An 18627-nucleotide genomic window follows, 5' to 3' on the forward strand; every position below is an offset into this window, starting at 1 on the left:
TTTTCGCTACTCAAAGAAAAAACGCCCCGGTCCATGAATGCGACCTGGGCGTTTGCGAGTTGTGCTGCGATTACTCGAACTTGAATTTGGACAAAGCGTCTTTCAGCGCAGAGTTGATGCCATCGTCGTCGGTATGCTCCTGCTTTTTCAAGTAGTTGGCCACTTCCTTTTTGGACAGCTTGCTGCCCTTTTCCTTGTCCCGGCGATCCTTGAAAGTAGACAGCTTCTCTTTGTGCCCGCACGCGCATACAAACATTTGCCCTTCTCCCTCACCGCGCATCTCCAGCCGCTTGTGGCATTTCGGGCATCTCGCGTTTGTCTGCTTGGAAATGCTTTTGCGATAGCCGCACTCCCTGTCCTGGCAGACGAGCATTTTGCCGCGCTTTCCGTTGACTTCCAGCAAAAGCTTGCTGCACTCCGGGCATTTGCTTCTCGTCAGGTTATCGTGGCGGAAGGCTTTGTCGCTGTTTTTGATTTCCTGCACCACTTCTTTGGCGTACGTTCGCATTTCCTCGATAAACGCTCGCTTGTTCAAGCTGCCTTTGGCGATTGCGGCAAGCTTTTGCTCCCACTGGGCGGTCAAAGTAGGCGATTGCATCTCGTCGGGAACAAGCTCCAGTAGCTGCTTGGCTTTCGCCGTCACAAACACATGCTTGCCCCGCTTTTCCAACAGGAAGCTGTTAAACAGCTTTTCGATAATATCTGCGCGCGTGGCGACCGTACCAAGCCCGCCCGTTTCTCCGATCGTCTTGATCAGCTCTTTGCTCTCGTTTGCCATGTATTTGGCCGGATTTTCCATCGCGGACAGCAGGCTTGCCTCTGTGAACGGCTCCGGCGGCTTCGTCTCGCCTTTTGTTTGCGCCACATTTTGAATCTGAAACCGATCGCCTTTTTCTATCTTGGGCAGCCATTGCTCTTTCAGTTCATCCTGACCTTCTTCGTCTGCCACATCATGGTCGTACGCTTCTTTCCAGCCTTGGGCCAGCACCGTTTTGCCTTTGGCGACAAACCACTCTCCGCCGATTTTTGCCTGGATCGTGGTTTGTTCGTATTCAAACGGCGGCAAAAGCACGGCAAGGAAGCGCTTGACGACCAGGTCGAAAATTTTGCGCTCCTTGTCGCTCAAATCCCCGAGAAACACCGCTTGCTCTGTCGGGATGATCGCATGGTGGTCAGATACTTTGCTGTCATCGACAAACGACTTCGCCGCTTTGATCGGCGACCGCAAAATTCTGGCTGCGAGTGGCGCGTACGGCTTCATCTGCACCGCCTTGACTCTGTCTGGCAGCGTCTCTACGATATCTGCCGAGAGATAGCGGGAATCGGTGCGCGGATAAGTGACGGCTTTATGATGCTCATAAAGGCTCTGCATGATGGACAGCGTCTCTTTTGGCGAATAGCCGAACATCCGGTTGGCGTCCCTTTGCAGTTCAGTCAAATCGTACAACTGTGGAGCGTACGTCTTTTTGTGTGCGCGGGTGACTTCGCTTACTTCCGCGCTTTTTTCCTGCTTCAAGGAGGCGAGCAGCTGGTCTGCCTTCTCTTTGGAAAACGTTTTGATGTCTTTCGTCTTCTGATCTTGCCATTGGAGCGAGATCGCCTGGTCTGTTACAGCTCTCAGGCCGTAAAAAGGCTTGGGCGTAAAGCGGCGAATTTCTTCCTCTCGGGAAGCCACGATCGCAAGCGTAGGCGTCTGGACGCGGCCGCACGACAGTTGGGCGTTGTGCTTGGTTGTCAAGGCGCGGGTCGCATTGATGCCGACGAGCCAGTCCGCTTCTGCGCGAGCGGCTGCGGAGGCGTACAGATTTTCATACTGCTTGCCGTCCTTCAGATTGCGAAACCCATCGCGAATCGCCTTGTCGGTCACGGAAGAAATCCACAGACGCTTGATCGGCTTTTGCACATGGGCCATCTCGATGATCCAGCGGGCGACAAGCTCGCCTTCGCGCCCGGCATCGGTTGCAATGACGATTTGCGAGACGTCGCTGCGCCGCATTTGCTGCTTCACAGTCTGGAACTGCTTGTTGCTCTCTCTGATGACGACAAGCTTCAAAGGCGACGGCATGATCGGCAAATCTTCGATGCGCCAGGAGCTGAACTGCTGCCCGTAAACCTCCGGATCGGCCAGCGTCACCAGATGCCCCAACGCCCACGTCACAATATATTTATCACCTTCCAGAAAACCGTTCCCTTTTTTCTGGCATTGCAATACTTTCGCGATATCTCGCCCGACGGACGGCTTTTCCGCCAGCACAAGTGTTTTGCTCATCTGTGACACCCTTTCAATCAGTCGCTATCTTTCCATTCTAAACAAAAAACCGGCGCAGGAGGACTTTATCTGCTGGTTATTTTTCCTAAGGGGGTCATTTCCGGTGCTTTCTTCTTCATCTGATAGTTCGCTAAGCTCAATTTTCAGTGGTAAAAAGTGCTTTTCTCCACGTCATCACCTTCCATGCTTCCTGTTCATTCGCAAAACAAAAGAAACTGCCTCACTAAAAAAAACCGCCCTTTTTTAAAAAGGAGCGGCCTTACTTCGTTTTGCCCTATATTGCCTATCACTTGTAAACGGCTCTGCCGTCTTTGCTGATAAACGTTCCGACCTGCTCTCCGCGACAGATTTGCGCCATCGCTCCAGGCTCGTTGAAATTGAAGACGTGCAGCGGCAAGCCGTAATCTCTCGCCAAAATCATCGCGGACTGGTCCATGACGCGCAGGTCTTCCCGGACTACCTCGTCAAACGATACTTCCACATATTGGCGTGCGGTCGCATCTTTGCGCGGATCGGCCGTGTACACGCCATCTACTCCATGCTTTGCCACCAGCAACGCATCTGCTTCCACCTCCAGGGCGCGTTGCACCGCTGGATAGTCTGTCGTCACGTACGGCTGACCGTTTCCGCCAGCAAAAATGATTACGTAGCCCTTTTCCAGATGATGCACGGCGCGCAGGCGGATATACGGTTCCGCGACCGCATTGATCGGCACAGCTGTCATGACCCGGACTTCCGTATTGACGCGAGCCTTTAACACCCCGCGAAGCATCAGGCTGTTGATCACGGTTGCCAACGTTCCGATGTTGTCTGCCTCGACCCGCTCGATCCCCCACTGGTCCGCCATGTTTCCCCGGAAAATGTTGCCGCCGCCAATGACGATTGCGACCTCGACGCCCATGTCCAGCAAAGAATAAATTTCCCCCGCGATATGCTCTAACTGAACCGGATCAAAACCAAACCCGTTCTCCTGCGCAACCGCTCCACCGCTCAATTTGACCAACACCCGCTTATACCTCATGGCGTCTCCTCCTCAATCCGCTTTTTCTTTTGCTTCCAAACAAGCGATAGCGATAGATGCCCTGCTCGCCTCCATCCCCTTTTACGGCTCAAAAAAAGAACGAAAGCAATGACAGCCTTCGTTCTTCACAAAATACAGGGGAATTGGACTTGCTTGCTTTGCATTGGCATTGTCATTCGGATTCCCCCTCCTTCATCTTCATCGTAAAATGGTCTGGAACTCATCCTCATTTTATGCACGTCTTGCCCATTATGCAAAGAAATTCGGAAAATCAAAAGCATCTCGCTTACCAGCCAAAATATCCCGCAGGAGCTGATCGGCAACCTCGGTAGCGAAGCTGTGCTCGTCGCTGTCAATCACACCTTTTTGCAGCGCTTCATCCAGTTCATCCTGGTCGAGCAAATACACTTCGCCCTGCGGCAGCACCACAATGTCGAGGTAAAGATCGTCATACCAGATATGACCGCTCTCGTCCTTGCCATGCGCCTTGCAGATGTCGATGTACCACTGGACGGTATTTCCCAGCTCGTCCATCATCTTCGTGACGGCATAAGGCTTTTCATGTGGAAAGTATTGCAGGTACACATACCCTCTGTCGCCTACGCACAGCAGCTTTTCCCCAACAGGCATGTAGGCAGGCTCCGTTACTTCGTCCAGAGTCAAACGAACAGCATACCCGGAAAAAGACAAAGCCTCTACCCACTTTTCCTGATAGCCCATTCGCTTGACGCGTCTCCATCCAGGTCGGTCTGCTCGTTTTCGCTTCATGGCCAGTGCTCCTCGTCATTTTGGTTCCTTTTACTCTACCACGAATTGGATGGTTTTGTCAGATGCAAACAAAGACATGTTCCCGCAAGAACATGCCTCATCTGTCGCTATTTGCCATCCCGCAAATGGCTGTGCCTGCGTCCGTACAAAAAATAGACGATCGCGCCAGCAATCAGCCAGGCGATGAAGCCGATTTTGGTAATAGACGGCAAGCTATACACCAAATAGCCGCAGAACAGCACTGCCAAAATCGGAACGAGCGGAACAAGCGGCGTGCGAAACGAGCGCCGCAATTCCGGATTCGTCCTCCGCAGCACAACCACACCGATGGAAACGAGAATAAACGCGAACAGCGTTCCGATGTTCGTCAGTTCAGCCAGCTTGTTAAGCGGCAACAATCCGCTGAAAATGGCGACGAGAATGCCGACGATGATTGTGCTTTTTTGCGGCACTTGCGTCTCTGGGTTCACCCGTGAAAACACAGCGGGCAACAAGCCGTCACGGCTCATGGCAAAAAACAGCCGGGTCTGCCCGTACATCATCACCAGCAGTACCGTCGTAATGCCGACAATCGCCCCGAGTGAAATGAAGCCAGCCACCCAGTCCTGCTTGACGTAATTCAAAGCAAAAGCTACCGGATTTTTCACGTTCAGCATGTCATAAGGCACGATGCCTGTCAGCGTCAGGGAGACGGCGATATAAAGCAAGGTGCACACCAGAAGCGAAGTAATGATTCCGATCGGCATGTCGCGCTGCGGGTTGCGCACTTCCTCGGCAGCCGTAGAGACTGCGTCGAATCCGATAAAAGCAAAGAAGACAGTAGCAGCGCCCGTCGCTACCCCGGCAAAGCCAAACGGCATGAACGGACTCCAGTTTTCCGGCTTGACGTAGCCGATCCCGACAATGAGAAACAGGAGAATGACCGCCACCTTGATCAGCACCATGACCGTGTTGAACTTGGCTGACTCTCGCGTCCCCTTCATAAGCAAAAGCGTAATGACAAAAATAATGACGACCGCTGGCAAATCGATGATCGTGCCTTTGGAAGTGTCGAATGCATTGGTCAAGGCTACAGGCAAATGAATGCCAAAACCGGCAAGCAGTCCTTGCGCATATCCCGACCAGCCGCTCGCCACCGCAGCCGAAGCTACCCCGTACTCCAAGATCAGGTCCCAGCCGATCATCCAGGCTACCAGTTCGCCAAAAGCCGTATAGCTGTAAGTATAGGCGCTCCCCGATACAGGAACCGTCGAGGCGAACTCGGCGTAGCACAAAGCGGCAAACACGCAGGCAAGCCCGGACAAGACAAAGGACAAGACCAGTGCAGGGCCAGCGTGCTCAGCCGCCGCCACTCCTGTAAGCACAAAAATGCCTGTACCGACAATCGCCCCGATGCCAAGCATGGTCAAATCAAACGCGCCCAGCGATTTTTTCAGCGCTCCATGCTTGCTCTCTACCTGCGCGAGCAAGCTTTCAATCGACTTTTTCCTCAATAACTGTTCTTTTAACGCCATATTGTGCGTACCTCCCGCCCGGACATTCCAGTTGCAATCGAAACAGTTGGAGTATGAGCAGGCAGGAGGAAAATTATGCATGCTTTCCCAAGCGGGATTGCGCTCAGCGCTTAGCCGTTGCTGCGCATAAGCCCTCTGCCGATGAAATTGGCAGAGACGGGAGGACGTCCAAGCTCTCTTGCCCAAACAGACAGCTGCCCCATATGGTGAATTTCGTGAGCGATCACATGGCGCAAGATTTCACCTTTGACGTATTCCTCCGTGCTCCATTCCACACGCACAGGCTCCGTCTCGCCAGCTTGTGTCCAACTGTCCAGAAACTCGCGCAGCTCTTCTCGCCACTCGTCTGACAGCGCTTTGATTTGCCCAAGCGATTGATGCTCCTCGTAGGACAACTGGACATCGGGCTTCCCCTGTACACCGCACAGCCAGCTGTACTCCACATCAGCTACATGAAACAGCGTGTACAAGATGCTCCCCGCTCCGCCGACTCTTTTTTGCAGCAATTCTTCGTCCGGCAGCTTGGCACACCATGCAAACCATTCATCCCGCACCAGCCAGTTGTAAGCAAACAGCTCTTTCATCCCCGATACCTCCCGCAAAAAAGTTTCCATTTCACTCATATTAGCACATACGTTCGCATTCGTGCTATCGGTAACGGATAAGCCTGCAAAAAAGCACCGCTTTCGACTGAAAACGGTGCTTTTCCTTTGAACCTCTGAGCCTCTGAGCCTCTGGTCCTTCATCCTGCGGCTAAGTAAAACGGATCGAGTAGCCTCCTGACAGCAAATACAGATGGCTTTCCACTTCCCGGGAAGGGTTGATAATTTGTTTGATCGCCCGAATGTAGAGACTGATTTGCCCATTGTATCTTCGTTTCATTTCTTCCATCGCGTTCGCTGAAGCTTCCTTCGCCATCCAGTCTGTCTTGAAGTCGATCAAAACAAGACCGCCGTCCTCTTCCTCCAACAGACAGTCGATCACCCCTTGGACGATGATTCTCTCGGCAGCAGCTTCGGCAAGCTGTGGCTCTACCTCATGGGCTGGAAGCGCCAAGGTAAATGGCAGCTCGCGGTGGACAGCCTTGGCCGCTTTCATGCGCTGTCCAAGCGGATCGGCAAAAAATCGGGCAATCTGGGCAATGTCTACCGCCTGTACCTGCTCCTCCGTCAAAAAGCGGCGCGCCGCCAGCTCCGCGACTTGCTCGCGAATATCCGCCTCATCCAGCGCTCGCTGCAAGTCAAGATGCTGGAAGACCAGGTGCGTGATCGTCCCTTTTTCAGCCGCCGTCAAACGATTCGACTTTTGTTCAGCCAAAAACTTCGGCTTTTCCGTAATGGAAGGCAAGGCGAACGGCTGACCATTTTTCGTGACCTTGGCCATTCGCGTAAGCTCGCTGACGCTCCACTTGGCTGCTACTCCGGGAGTGACCGGGTGCGGGTCAGACCAGCCGAGCCTGGACTGTACCAACTCTCGCAACGCTTCGTCGCGAGGCCGCTCCGCGATTGCTTCCCGTCTCGTCACTCGCTCCCACAAATTCATGTCGTCGCTGGCAGCTTCCTGTTGTGCCTTTAGCTCGTCTGCCTGGTAAAAATGAAAAGACCAGTCGGAGTCGTCGATAATCGTTCTGACCCGCACTGCTTCTCCTGCTCCTTGCGTCTGCGGATAAGCGCGCAAGTCTCCCGCTGACGGATGCCGCAGCAAGGCACGGCCGACCCAGTCAAAGTATCCTTTGGCCTGGATCAAATCTTCATCGCTGAGCCGCTCCCCGTCGCCTTGCCTGCCCCAATCTGTCACGCTTTTGGCCAAGTCTTTCGCCGAGCCGACGAGAATCAGCTTTTCGCGGGCGCGCGTCAAAGCGACGTACAGCACGCGCATTTCTTCCGCGAGCATATCCCGGCGCAGTTGCTGGCGAATACCCAATGCCGCGATGCTCGGGTAGCGAAGCTGCATGGACGGCTCTACGGCCATCGGGCCAAAGCCCAAGTCCTTGTGCAGCAAAAAGGCGCTTTTCAAATCCATCGTGTTGAACTGCTTGCCCATGCCTGCCACGAACACGACAGGGAACTCCAGCCCTTTGCTCTTATGGATCGTCATGATCCGCACGACATCCTCGTTTTCTCCGATCGTGCGCGCCTCGCCCATGTCATTGCCTGCTTCCTGAAGCCTGTCCACGAAGCGCAAAAAGCGGAACAAGCCGCGATAAGAGCCCGCTTCGTACTGGCGTGCCCGATCGTAAAGCGCGCGCAAATTGGCCTGCCGCTGCTGCCCGTTTTCCAGTGCCGCCACATAGTCGAGGTAGCCTGTCTCGCGATACAAGACGGACAACAGCTCGGACAGCGCCCCTCTGCGGGCATGCGTCCGCCAGCCTTCCAGCTTGTAGAAAAAGTGGCGCAGCCGTTTTTCCCACGCTTCTTGCGCCGCCCGCTCCTCTGCATACTGAATGACAGCCAGGTGAAACGGTCCCGTTGGATACTCGATGCGGATGTGCGCAAGCTGTTCCTCGCGCAGACCGACAATCGGCGAACGCAAAACGGCCGCGAGCGGAATGTCCTGCAAAGGATTGTCAATCACGCGCAGAAGCGACAGCATCGTCTCTACTTCTGTCGCAGCGAAATACCCTGCCGTCTGTTCGGCGTAAACAGGAATCCCCGCAGCGTGCAGCTCGTCCTGCATCGTCTGCCCCCAGCCAGAGGTCGCACGCAGCAGGATGACGATATCCCGGTACGCAAGCGGACGCATCCCGCCTGCTTTTTTATCAAAGACAAGCAGGGGAGACTCTCCCTCTCCCGGTTCCATCCAGCGGCGAATGCGGCTGGCGATCAGCCGCGCCTCCAGTTGGGCGACGCTCGCTTCTTCCACCGTCTCACCCGCCGTGTCGGGAACGCCTGCCGTCTCGCCCTCATCGCTCGCCTCTGCCGACCACGTCTGTCCCTGCTCTGGCTCGGCCGCGCTGCGATTGATCAGATGCACTTCCGCCTGCAGCCTGCCTGGCTCCGCTTCGGGATACGATGCGCGGTTGATCAGCTCGGCTGACTGATCGTAGTCAATCTCCCCGACGCCCGGAGACATGATTTGCCGAAACAAAAAGTTGACCGCATCGACAACCTCGCGTCTGCTCCGGAAGTTGGCTGCCAGATCGATTCGTCGTCCCGGATCGGCTTCGCCTGCTTGACGGTAAGTCAAATACTTTTCCAGAAACAGCTTCGGCTCAGCCAAGCGAAAGCGGTAAATGCTCTGCTTGACATCGCCTACCATAAAGCGATTTGCCACAGACTCGTTTGTTCCGTCGCGCGAAACCATGCGCAAGATCGTTTCCTGCACGAGATTGATATCCTGATATTCGTCGACGAGCACTTCCGCGAACTGATCGCGCAGCTGCTCGGATATGGAAGAAGCAACAAGCTCGCCAGCGTCATCGGTCGTCATTAAAATGCTCAAGGCAAGATGCTCCAGATCGCCGAAGTCCACCAAGCCGCGCGAGCGCTTTTCCAGCTGGAAAGCGTCGGAAAACTCGGTAACGAGTCGCGCCAGCGTCTTCATGTGCGGAGCAATCCGCTGCAAATCGGCAGCATACTGCTCGGCTGTCATCGAAAAATACTGCTCGATCAGCTCGGAAAGCTCCTTTTTCACGCCGTTGCGCAGCCCCTGAACCTGCTCCTTCGTATCCGGGTCCGTTCCCTTCACGGGTGGCAGCTTGGCAAACGTCACCCCGCAAACAGCCTGGCTCGCTGCTTCCCAGCCTTGCTTGCACGAAGCCGCAGCTTCTTTTAGCGCCTGAGCCTCCGCCTGCAAAAGCGGCAAGTACGCCACCGGACCTTCTGGAGACGCCGCCAGTTCCTGCGCCCTGCTCATTTTCCCCGCCATGCCGACGAGTTGCAGCTGCACAGATTGCAGCACGCTGTTGGCCCAGACTAGCCCGTCCAGCCCTTTTCCTGGCGGGATGTCAAACATAGCGGCTGCCTCGGCAAGCCATTGCTCCGGTGAGGGATGGCTGCGGGAAAACTCGTACAATCGCAACAGCAGCACAGCCAGTGACTGATCGTCCTGCCCGTCCAGCATGATATCTGCCAGCGCGTGAAAATCCGGGTCGGTTTCATACCAGCTCTCCAGCTGTTCCTCCAGAACGTCTTGCCGGAGCAGCTCGCCTTCCATCTGGTCGGCGATGCGAAAATCCGGGTCAAGCTCAAGCAAATAGTAATACTGCCGCAGAATGCCAAGGCAAAAGGAGTGCAACGTCGTAATCGTGGCCCGCTGCAAGAGCGCCAGCTGTCTGCGCAAATGCGCGGAATGCGGCTGCTCCTTGAGCGCCTTTTGCAGCGCATCGCCAATCCGGTGACGCATCTCGGCCGCCGCAGCATTGGTAAAAGTCACAACCAAAAGCTGGTCGACGCCGACAGGGTCGTGCTCATCCATGATGCGCCGGATAATCCGCTCGACCAGCACGGACGTCTTCCCCGAGCCTGCCGCCGCCGCGACGAGCAGATTGCTCCCGCGCTGAATGATCGCTTGCCATTGTTCATCCGTCCACTGCTCAGGCTTGGCCTGCATCGCTTGCTCCGCCATCCGTGGCATCCCCCTCTCCCGTCAGTTGCTGTTCGGCCAGCATGCTCCAGATTTGTTTGTTGTTCCATTTGGACAGCTGCCTGTGCTCATTGCCGCCCGTCTCCCCGTCAAACTGGCACACAGGCTTGTACGAACAGTAATCGCACGCCGTCATCGTCCCGTTGGAATAAGGCTGGATTTGTATTTCCCCGTCCGTCATCCGCGTGCTGATTTGCTTCACCGTATCGCGCACGTATGTCGTCAATGCCTGGAATTGCTCGGCTGTAGCCACAGAAGAACGCGAAGAAAGCGTCCCGTCTTTTTTCAGTTCAAAAGGAACCAACTCGGACGGGCCTTGCTCGACATATCCGTCCATCATCCTGGCCAGCTCCGGATCAGCCAGCATCAGCCCTTTCATGCGCAAACGCTTGGCCCGCTCCTTGGCTGCTTCGTCGGCTGTCAGCAACCGCTTGGCTGTCACAAACGGGTCCGCCACCTGGTAGTAGAAGACGCCGCCCATCTCCGCCTTTTTGCCCAGCCATGCCTCTGCATTTTCCACGACGACATCCAGGTAGACGAGCAGTTGCAAGTTCAGCCCGTTCCACACGTCTGAAAGCGATAGCTGCTTGGGACTTGATTTGTAGTCGATGACGCGCAAATACGGAACCTCACTGTCCAGCGACTGGTCCACACGGTCGATGCGTCCGATCAACTGCAACTCCACGCCGTTATCAAGCGTCAGCACCAAGCCTGGCAAATCCGAACCCGGCCCGAAGGAAACTTCCAGCCCTATCGGAGCAAAACGGCTGCGCTTCGCATGCTCCCCGAGCACGTAAATGGCGCGGCCGACCGCTCGCATCAGCTTGCCGGACAAATAGCGATAGCGAGCTGTCCGGGTGAGGATGCTGCTTCTCGTCTGCGGCACCAACTCAGACACGACTTCGCTGGCCAGCTGCATGCTGTGATCTTCCGTCAGCCTGCTCCACTCCAGATTTTCCTGATTCATTTTTTCCACGGCGCGTTTGAGCGAGGCGTGGAACAATTCCCCCACATCGAACCGCTCCAGCTTGTACATCGTCCGTTCGGACAGCCGCAAGCCGTGCGAGGAAAAGTGGGAAAACGGACACGCCTGAAAGCGTTCCAGACGCGACACGCTCATTTTCAACTGCTTTCCGTACAAAGTCGCGCTCGTCTGCCTGTCCAGCTCTTCCGGGAGATTGCGGTAGCGCAAGCCGCCCAGCAGCCATTTTTCCCGCAGCTCCTCTGTCGAGGAACGAAGGTACCAGTCGTACACTTCCCACCAGAAGACAGGCAGCTCGCCCGTCTTTTTCATCGAGCGCAAAAGGGTAAGCAGGTGGCGAAACACCCTTCTCGGCTGCCCAAGCAAAAAGGCGTCTGTATCCGCTTCGCCAGTCGGCTCGTTGTAAAACACTTCGTGCGACAAACCCGGCAGCACTTCCCTGATGCGCGAGAACACCGCGGACGGCAATAATGCCTTGCCCTCTTCATCGGCCAGGGCACAGCTCATCGTCAGCCGCTCGGACGGCCGCGTCATCGCCTGGTACAAAAGATACGGCTCTGCCATCAGCTTTTGCTTGGCACTTGGCGCAAGCGATTGTCCCATTTCTGCCAGCCGCTCGCGCTCAGCCTCATCCAAAATGCCTTCTTCTTTCGGGCGCAAAGGAATAATCCCTTCATTCACTCCGAGAATAAACAGCGCCTTGACGTCAGGCTGGCGGGAACGCTCCATGGCCCCGACCAGCACTTGATCCAGCGCGGGCGGTACAAGTCCAAGCTCAATCGACTCCAGTCCGCTGTCGAGGACACGCGCATAAGTAGCCAAATCCATGCTTTCGTCGCCCATGACCTCTACGACTTGATCCATCAGCTCGACAAGCCCGGTCCACACCTGACCATGCACCTGCGCCGCATCGAGATCGCCCTCTTTTTCAGCTTTTCGCTGCCAATATTCCAGCTTGTTTGGCACATCGAGAGCGATCAGCAAGTTGTACAGGGCGAGCGTCATGTCCCGAACGCTTTTGCCCGTGGCCTGCTTCAGCTCCCGTTCAAAGGCAAGCAGCGGAGCAGCGTACTTGCGCCTCAGCTCATCAGCCTGCGCATCTTCCGCAGCCCCGGCTTGTCCGCGAAAACGCCACGCAGACTCCTCCGCCCATTGGTAGCCGAATACGCCGTGTGCCAGCACATAGTTTTCCAATCGGTCGATTTCCTTGCGAGCCGTGCGTTCGTCCGTAATGTCCGTTACGAGCAAGTCTGTTTTCAAACAGCGAAAAACCGCGTCATACCGCCATTTCGTTGTGACGACCTCCAAAGCCGACCGCACAAGCTCCACCAACGGATGATTCATCACTGTACGCTTCTTGTCCAAAAAGTGCGGGATGCCGTAGTCGGTAAATACAGCCGAGATTTCATCGGCATACGTGCCGATTTCCCGCAGCAAGATCGCCATATCTCTCCAGCGGTATCCTTCTTCCCTGGCAAGCGCGACAATTTTCAGCGCGACGGCTTCCACTTCGGCCCGCCTGTTCACGGCAGAGAGCAGAGCTACCTCATCCGTGCGCCCAGCCTCACCGACAGGCGGCGGCGCTCCCCATTGGAAATAAGCCTGCTCAAGCTGGCGCAGCCACGGACTGCTCACAAAGCGCCTTGTCTCGTTCAAAAGCAGCGGTTTGGCGATGGAAACGCCCGCTTCTCGCGCCATAAGCGACAGCGCCTGATACGTGCGCAACGTCGGATGGAACAATCCAAGCTCATCGACAGAAGCATCCCGTTCGTCCGGGTCCAACGTCAGGGCAATCGTCACCTGTCTGGCATGCAGCATCAGTTGCTCGATGACTCTCAGCTCCTGGTTGGTAAAGCCGGTGAAGCCGTCGATAAAAATTTCCGCTTGTCGGATGTACGCGGAGTCAGGCACCATGACCGCTACCCGGTTCAAAATATCGTCCGCATCGCAGTAGCCCTCTGCCATGTATCCTTCATAGGCGTTCATGATCAGCCGCAAGTCGCTTATTTTTTGATTGAGGTTCGCTCCCCCCCAATCCACATTTTCCGATTGGGTAAAAGAAACGCCATACGACTTGCACTCGCTGATCAGACGGCCGAGCTGGGAGGCGAAGCCCGGCTGCATCGCAGACCGCCCGAATACTTGCAGCTCCTCTTTATGCCGCTCCAAAAGCATGCGCAGCACCATGTGCTTTCCGAGATCGTCAACCGCTACCGTCGTTAAATCCCCTAGTTCTTGTAGCAGCCGATGAGCCAGCCGTCCGAAGCTCAAAACTTGCGAGCCAATCACGCCACTCAGCCCGGGCAAGGTGGCGAGGGCGTATTCTTCCTGAAAGCTGGCCTGTTCCGGCACAAGCAAAATCATCGGCGTACCCAGCGGCTGTTCACGCAGTCGCTGTTGCATCTGCTGACGAATCGCTTCTGTCTTGCCCGTTCCTGCCCGTCCCAGTATGAATTGGACTGCCATGTTTTTTCCCCTTCCCTACTCCATTTCCAGCAGCAGCTTGCTGCCTTTGCCCATCGGCTCTGCCGGAGTCACTACCAGACGGCGCGGCATGCGCACACGTATTTCCGGAACGTGACTGATGACGCCAATCGTAAAATCGTCCATGCGCAGCCGCTCAAGCGCATCCATGACGACCTCCAGCAGCTCGGGATCGAGCGTTCCAAAGCCTTCGTCCAAAAAGAAAAATTCCAGTCTGCCGCCGCGCATCTGAATCTCCATCGACAAGGCTAACGCCAGCGACAGCGAGGTCAGGAACGTTTCTCCGCCGGACAAGGTGCTGACTGGACGGCGCATACCGCCTGCGCCCTCGTCGCGCAGGACAAACTCTCCCTCGTCGCCGATTTCCAATCCGTAGCGATTGGCCGTCATCCGCTTCAGATGGTAGGAAGCATCTCTCGCAATCGTCACCAGTTTTTCCTCGGCAATGAACTGGACAAACGCCTTGGCTTCAAACAGCTTTTTCAGTTCTTCCAGACGGCTTTGCTCATCTTGCTGCTCGACAATTTGCTGGTGCAGCTCCTGCCACTTGCTATGGTTTTTTTCCATGCGATCGACGTGCTCTTTCGCTACGGCGACTTGCTTTTGCGCCTCGGCAAAAGACTGCTCCCATGTGCCCCACGCCTCTTTGGCAGCGAGCAGTTCTTCCGTGCTGACCGTGCGCCCTGCAATGGCTTGCAGCAGCCTGTCTTCCTCGTAACGCAGCTGTGTCAAAGCACGCGTATACGCTTCGACCTGCTCCCTTGCTTGGGGCAATTGCCCGCGCTCTGCGTACCTTTCTTGTACCCGTTCCACGTTGGCGAAGCCCGTCTCCTGCAACCCTTGATACAAAGCCTCGTGCGCCTCTGACCGCTGTCTCGTCAAGACAGCCAGCGCCTCGGAATGCTTGACCAAATCGTTTTGAACCAATTGTCTTGCCTCGGCAGCCGTTTTTCGTTTGTCTTCTGCCTGTGCCAACGCTTGACGCAAAAGCGACAGCGCCTGCTCTGTCCGAGCCAGCCCTTCGCTCGCGGGAGTGCCGCCTGTCCGCTCCAGCCACTGGGCGTGCTTTTGCTCCCACATGCGCTTCCTGTCTGCCAGGCGTTCTCCGAGAGCAGCTTCACGGTTTTTCCAGTCGGCTCTGCGCGTCTTGGCTGTCTCTACCTGTGTCAAAAGCTGGCTCTTCAGCGCTTCCTGCTCGGCACGCGTGCGCTGCAACTGTGCCAGCAGCCGATCCAGACGGCCGATTTCCTCATACTGCTGGTCAATATCCTCAACAGGAATGTCTTGGCGCACCTCATTCAGCGCTTGCCATGCCTGGTTGGCAGCTTGCTGCACCACAGCAAGGCGGGCTTGCATTTCCGCTGCTGACTGCTGCGCCTGTTCGAGCAACAGCGCGCTTTTTTCCATTTGCCGCTTCTTGTCGGCCTCTGCCTCGCGGAGCACTTCCAGCTGCTTTTGCTGCTGCTCCCGCTCGGCTTTTGCCTGTTCCCGTTCGGCATGCTTGGCTGCCAACGCTTTTTCCTCGCGCTGGTACACACTGATCAGCTCTTCAAAAGTGTCGACTGCCCAAGGCTGTCCATGCCCGTGACACTCCGCCTTGATGGCGGTTAGCCGCGCCGCCAGCTCTTTGTGCTCTGCCTGTATCGCGGCAAGCCGCTCCTCGACGGCTGCCAACGCCCCTTTGGCAACGACCCACGCTTCTTTGTCTCCGGCTGCTTTCTGTTCGGCAGCCTTCCCTGCTTCCTCTGCGGCTTTGATGCGTGTACGCAGCTCATCGCCAGCGACTTTGGCTTCCCCGTCCGCCAATTGGTCCTGATGATCCAGCGAATGGTGCACGGAGCCACACACTGGGCATTCTTTGCCCTGTTCCAGACGCTCTCGCAAATAGCGCGCCATGTTTTCCTGCTGCCACTGCTCCCACGCCTGCCTAAGCTCCTCCCGCTCGGTCTGGCGCGCAAGAACAATCGCCTCGCTCGATTGAGCGGCCAGCGCCAACTCTTGGCAGCGCTTTTGCACCTGTATGTGCTCCTGCTCGATCTTTTGCCGCTTTTCCTGCCAGCCTTCCACAGCCTGCAAACCTTCCCGCCATTGGCGGCCGATCTGCTTCATTTCGCCCAGCACATTGCGGGACTGCTCCCACTCTGCATCGCTCATGACCGGCTTGTCCGCTGCTTTCGCCATCTGCTCCTTGTGCGCTGCCAGGTGGCTCTCTGCCTGCTCCCAGTCGCGCTTATCCGCAGCGGCCTTTTCGGTCAACACCTGCAAACGCTGCACAAGCGTCTTCTGCTCTGCTTCTTGCTCACGCAGCTTCGCTTGCTCCCGTTCCCACTGCTGTTTCGCTTCTCTCGCCTGCGTGATCCGATCTCGCCACTCCGGAGCAACCATGGCCTTTTGGCTTGTTTCCTCCAGCCTGTTCCACTCCTGTTGCCAGTTCTCCAAGGCCGCTTCGTCTTGCTGTAGCTGCTGTTCTGTTTGCAAAAAGCCACGCGAGACTTCCTGCCACTCCCGCTCCAAAGCGGTCTGTTCCTCGCGAATCGCTTTTAGCTCGGCTTCCCATTCCTGCGCTTGCACCAGTCTGCCTTTTTGCTCGATCAACTGCGGTTCCTGAGCGGCCAGCTCCGCCTGAGCCTGCGCATATTGAGCTTCTGCCTCTTCCAGAGCAAGCCGCGCCGCTTCCTGTTGTCCGCGGCTTTGTTCCAATGCCTGCCCGGTCTTGACCCACTCTTGGTCGAGCCGCTCGTATTGCTGCACCAGCGGCCACAAGCGGATGCTCGCCTCCCACTCGCCCATTCGCGAAGTCAAAGCAGCCATTTCCGCTTCCTTTGCCGTCTGCTGTTGCAACTGCTGCTGCACGCCCGTAAGCTCTGCCTGCCACTGGTGCAGCTGTTCCAGCTCCTTGAGCTTGCCCGTCAGCTCCTGCTTTTGCTCCGTAAATTCCCGCTCGATGCTGGCTGCCTCTGCGAAAGTTTGTCTCGCCTGCTCCAAAGCCTCTGGCCCCGCATCTCCCAAAGCCGCTGTCGCAAGCTGTAACTGATGCATTTGCTCTTTTACCTGATCAAGGGCGTACCGTACCCGTTCGCTCAGCTTTTCCCCGTAAATATGCAGCCGGAACATCCGTTGCAGCATTTCATTGCGCTCACTGCCTTTCAATGTCAGGAATCGCGAAAATTGCCCCTGCGGCAACACAACGGCACGGGTAAAGTCTTGCAGCGTCAAGCCAATCAAGTCCTCCACCGCCGCAGTGGCAGCCGTCGCCTTCGACTCCAGCACAACGTCCGGCTCTCCGGTCAAAGCCCCTGACTGAATCAGCCGCACTTCCGGCTGTCGCTTGTTTCCCTTTTTATCCAGGCCAAATTCCCGCTCGATCGTATATCGCTTGCGCTCATCCCCTGTGCCCAGCTCGAAAGTAAAAGAAACGAAGACGCGCTGCTCCAGCTGGTTCAGCACTTCTTTCGGATGATTGCCTCCGCCCAGACGAACGACCTGACCGTAAAGCGCCAGTGTAATCGCATCGAGGATCGTCGATTTTCCGCTTCCCGTCGGCCCGAAAATCCCAAACAATCCCGCCTGGCACAAAATTTCGAAGTCAACCTCCTGCATTTCTCGATAGCTGTGCATTCCCGCCAGCTTCAATCGTATCGGTCTCACGCTTCTTCCTCCTCTCCTCCGGTTTCTTGGAGCAAACGCTGAAACAAGGCAACAAGCCGATCGTCCGGGGCCGCTCCCCGCTTGCGCTCATAAAATCGCCGGAACAGCTGATCCGCTGTCAGCTCGGTCAACTCCACCCGTTGCGCCTCTTCTTCCTCGCGCTGCTCGCGTACGACGACCCGCTGGATTTTCAAAAAGTCATCCGATAGCTTGCGCACACGCTGGAACTCAGCAGGGTCGATGACATCCGAAACATGCAGCTCCAGATCAATCCAAGAGCCTGCATCCCGCCCTTCTGCCAGCCAGCGCTCGACCTGGGCGATTCCTTCCGTCGCCTTCCAGCGAGCCAACGGTCGACCGCTCGTCAAGTAAATGATCTCTTCTTGCACCGACTGCCCCGGCTGCACCTCGACCAGTACGACCGCCTTGCTCTGTCCCGCTTCGGAAAAGCTGTAGGAAAGCGGCGAGCCACTGTAGCGAACGAGCGGCTTGTCACTGAGCTTTTGCAGCCGATGCAGGTGACCGAGCGCCACGTAATCGGCGTTTTTCGGGAACGCCTGCGGCGACACCGTCAAGGCGCCGCCTATTTGAATCGGCCGTTCCGAATCTGTCTCCATGCCGCCCATGACAAACAAGTGACTGGTGACGAGATTCACCGTATCTTCGCGAAAATGCACGGACAAATCCGCAAACAGCTGGGCAATCCGCTCGGAAAAGGCGAGCTGCATCTGCTCCTGGGTAAAGCTCTCGCTGAGCAGTTCCTTCAAGCGCGACTCCGATGGATAAGGCAACGCAAGCACTACGGCATGGTGCTCGCAGCCAGGCACCTTCAACTCCAGCCAGGAAGGCCCGCCCTGAACGATCTGCACGCGATCCGCCGACACTTCCTGGGCGATCAACGGCGCTTCCTTCGGCAAGCCGAGCAAGACAATCCCTTGCTTCGTAGCGAGCGGTGCTGCTGCCCTGACCCGTTCCGGCTGATCGTGATTGCCCGCAATCACAATGACACCTCTCCGCCCTTCCGCGGACAACCGTTCCAGCGCTTCGTAAAACAGCTCCTCTGCCCATGCCGGAGGGTTAACCGAATCGTACACATCGCCTGCCACCAGTACCAAATCGACTTCGCGTTCCTCCGCAATCCGGCAAAGCTCGTCCACAAACGCCGTCTGCTCCACGCGTCGGTCCCGGCCTTCGAGCTGGCGGCCGAAATGCCAGTCTGCCGTATGTAAAATGCGCATGACTTCCATCCTTTCCTCACGATCATGTGTTTGCTTTTCATTGTAACAAAAGACAGCGCTGTTCGTGATTGAAATTTACGGTACTTCCCGGTTACTTTTGCGCGTTCTCGACGTCTTTT

Annotated in this window: 9 protein-coding genes; all 9 read right to left on the minus strand. The window is 56.3% G+C overall.

The window, feature by feature from the left end; translation table 11 throughout:
• Window positions 1-70 precede the first annotated feature (70 nt).
• The 9 genes from NST23_RS23900 to NST23_RS23940 all read right to left on the minus strand — a co-directional run bounded on the left by NST23_RS23900 (window position 71) and on the right by NST23_RS23940 (window position 18508).
• Window positions 71-2269: a DNA topoisomerase III gene (locus tag NST23_RS23900; protein WP_242774339.1), complete on the minus strand. Its 2199-nt coding sequence runs from the start codon at window positions 2267-2269 to the stop codon at window positions 71-73.
• Between the two features lie 286 nt (window positions 2270-2555).
• Window positions 2556-3290 (minus strand): UMP kinase, encoded by a 735-nt coding sequence (gene pyrH, locus NST23_RS23905; protein ID WP_122964343.1) that lies wholly within the window; start codon window positions 3288-3290, stop codon window positions 2556-2558.
• 249 nt (window positions 3291-3539) lie between these two features.
• The gene (locus NST23_RS23910) at window positions 3540-4058 is read right to left on the minus strand and encodes a DUF402 domain-containing protein (RefSeq protein WP_122964342.1); all 519 of its coding nucleotides are present in this window, start codon (window positions 4056-4058) and stop codon (window positions 3540-3542) included.
• A gap of 107 nt (window positions 4059-4165) precedes the next feature.
• Window positions 4166-5572: an amino acid permease gene (locus tag NST23_RS23915; RefSeq protein WP_122964341.1), complete on the minus strand. Its 1407-nt coding sequence runs from the start codon at window positions 5570-5572 to the stop codon at window positions 4166-4168.
• Window positions 5573-5682: 110 nt separating this feature from the next.
• On the minus strand, window positions 5683-6156 hold the full coding sequence (locus tag NST23_RS23920; protein ID WP_340964701.1) for a DinB family protein: 474 nt from the start codon (window positions 6154-6156) through the stop codon (window positions 5683-5685).
• A 169-nt stretch (window positions 6157-6325) separates the two neighbouring features.
• Complete coding sequence (gene addA / locus NST23_RS23925; RefSeq protein WP_340964703.1) at window positions 6326-10138, minus strand: helicase-exonuclease AddAB subunit AddA; 3813 nt, start codon at window positions 10136-10138, stop codon at window positions 6326-6328.
• Window positions 10107-13604 carry a helicase-exonuclease AddAB subunit AddB gene (gene addB, locus NST23_RS23930; protein WP_340964705.1) on the minus strand — a complete coding sequence of 1166 codons (3498 nt, stop codon included), beginning with the start codon at window positions 13602-13604 and terminating at the stop codon, window positions 10107-10109. The genes addA and addB overlap by 32 nt, the downstream gene beginning before the upstream one ends.
• 15 nt (window positions 13605-13619) lie before the next feature.
• Window positions 13620-17270: an SMC family ATPase gene (locus NST23_RS23935; protein ID WP_340964706.1), complete on the minus strand. Its 3651-nt coding sequence runs from the start codon at window positions 17268-17270 to the stop codon at window positions 13620-13622.
• Entirely contained in the window at window positions 17267-18508 is a 1242-nt protein-coding gene (locus NST23_RS23940; protein WP_173598547.1) for an exonuclease SbcCD subunit D, read from the minus strand. The genes NST23_RS23935 and NST23_RS23940 overlap by 4 nt, the downstream gene beginning before the upstream one ends.
• Window positions 18509-18627: the final 119 nt, after the last annotated feature.

It is taken from the genome of Brevibacillus sp. FSL K6-0770, from assembly GCF_038000275.1.
Lineage (GTDB): Bacteria > Bacillota > Bacilli > Brevibacillales > Brevibacillaceae > Brevibacillus > Brevibacillus parabrevis.

What these genes read in the sequence shown, in the direction of transcription:
- NST23_RS23900 (WP_242774339.1), bottom strand. Translation starts at nt 2,269, where the DNA reads ATGAGCAAAACACTTGTGCTGGCGGAAAAGCCGTCCGTCGGGCGAGAT.
- pyrH (WP_122964343.1), bottom strand. Translation starts at nt 3,290, where the DNA reads ATGAGGTATAAGCGGGTGTTGGTCAAATTGAGCGGTGGAGCGGTTGCG.
- NST23_RS23910 (WP_122964342.1), bottom strand. Translation starts at nt 4,058, where the DNA reads ATGAAGCGAAAACGAGCAGACCGACCTGGATGGAGACGCGTCAAGCGA.
- NST23_RS23915 (WP_122964341.1), bottom strand. Translation starts at nt 5,572, where the DNA reads ATGGCGTTAAAAGAACAGTTATTGAGGAAAAAGTCGATTGAAAGCTTG.
- NST23_RS23920 (WP_340964701.1), bottom strand. Translation starts at nt 6,156, where the DNA reads ATGAAAGAGCTGTTTGCTTACAACTGGCTGGTGCGGGATGAATGGTTT.
- addA (WP_340964703.1), bottom strand. Translation starts at nt 10,138, where the DNA reads ATGGCGGAGCAAGCGATGCAGGCCAAGCCTGAGCAGTGGACGGATGAA.
- addB (WP_340964705.1), bottom strand. Translation starts at nt 13,604, where the DNA reads ATGGCAGTCCAATTCATACTGGGACGGGCAGGAACGGGCAAGACAGAA.
- NST23_RS23940 (WP_173598547.1), bottom strand. Translation starts at nt 18,508, where the DNA reads ATGCGCATTTTACATACGGCAGACTGGCATTTCGGCCGCCAGCTCGAA.